The organism is Micromonospora sp. CPCC 205546, from assembly GCF_036902715.1.
Taxonomy (GTDB): Bacteria; Actinomycetota; Actinomycetes; order Mycobacteriales; family Micromonosporaceae; genus Micromonospora.
Window position 1 is genome coordinate 1 of sequence record NZ_JBAKHL010000152.1, and the last position, 1,476, is coordinate 1,476.

The following is a 1,476-nucleotide window of genomic DNA, read 5'->3' on the forward strand; positions in this document are numbered from 1 at the left end:
GGATCGTGTTCATCGCAGATGCTCCATTCGGGGGTCGGCACCCGCACCGAAAGGGGGATTCGGCTGTGCGGATGCAAGCACCGTCCGGCGCTCATGAACTCAGGGGATCTTCGGCGTCCCGCCGAAGGAAGACCAGATCGGCCGTGTCGACCGGGAGGGTCGGGCTGTTCGCGGGGCGGGGGATGCCCTCACGTCGGCCGGACCATGTGTAACGACCGCCGGCCCGCCATCATTCCGGGGCCTTGGCACACCACCCGTGGGGTCGGTGCGGTCCTGCTCGGTCGTACGCAGGGTGTAACGACCCCGCCCCCGCCACGATTCCGCCCCCACGACGTCCCCGGTCACACCCGAACCGGACACCCGCCCCGATCGCGACGCCACGACCACCGCGCCCCGACGCCGCACCCGACACCGATGGCGTGACCGGACACCATGCGCGTCGTGGTCGCGACCGGTTGGGGATCCTGGCGCGGGAGGCCCTTGCCGGGCGGTTCCGTACCAGGAGCCACGGGTGCCGCCGAGCCACACTCATGTACGGGGGCAGGTGGCCCCGGCGCCAGGGGTCACGCCTGACGCCCACCGCCGGCTACGGCGGCCACACCCCCACCACGGGGGCACCGCAACCAGTGACGGCCGATGACCGGCGGGGGCGGCGACCCGAGGAACGCAACCTGACCGTCCCACGCCCGCCGGAGCGCGACCGACGTCGGGCGCAGGTCATAGGGTGGTGCTGTGGCGACCCTTCTGCTTCTGCGACACGGCCGGACGACCGCGAACGCGGACGGAGGTCTGGCCGGCCGCCAGCCCGTGGAGTTGGACGACACGGGTCGGGCCCAGGCGAGCGCGGTCGGCGGGCGGCTGCGCGCGGTGCCGCTCGCGGCGGTGGTGACCAGCCCGCTGATCCGGTGCCGGCAGACCCTGGAACTGGCGCTGCCCGGGGTCGCCCCCGTGGTGGAGGAGGGTCTGATCGAGTGCGGCTACGGAGCCTGGGAGGGACAGCCGCTGAAGAAGCTGGCCAGGGAGCAGCTCTGGCCGGTCGTCCAGCAGCACCCCAGCGCCGCGGTCTTCCCGCAGGGCGAGGCGATGGCGGCGATGGCGGCGCGGGCGGTCGCCGCGGTGCGTACGTGGGACGCCCGGATCACCGCCGAGCACGGCCCGGAGGCGGTCTGGCTGGCGTGCAGCCACGGCGACGTGATCAAGGCGATCGTGGCCGACGCGCTGGGCGTACACCTGGATCTGTTCCAGCGGATCGTGGCCGACCCGGCCTCGGTGACGGCGATCCGCTACACGCCGCTGCGGCCGTTCCTGCTGCGGCTCAACGACACCGGCGGCGACCTCGCCGGGCTGGTGCCGCCACCGCGCAAGCGCCGCCGGCGGGCGGCGAAGGCGGCCGGCGCGGCCGACTCCGACGCCCCGGTCGGTGGCGGCGCGGGAGCGGGCCGGTGACCGGCGGGCGGCGCCCGGGCCCACGGTGCC

The 1,476-nt window shown here is 74.7% G+C and carries 1 protein-coding gene; it reads left to right on the top strand.

The annotated features are described in order from the left end of the window. Window positions 1-732: 732 nt before the first annotated feature. Window positions 733-1,446 (top strand): MSMEG_4193 family putative phosphomutase, encoded by a 714-nt coding sequence (locus V6U77_RS29760; protein WP_334610058.1) that lies wholly within the window; start codon window positions 733-735, stop codon window positions 1,444-1,446. Window positions 1,447-1,476 lie beyond the last annotated feature (30 nt).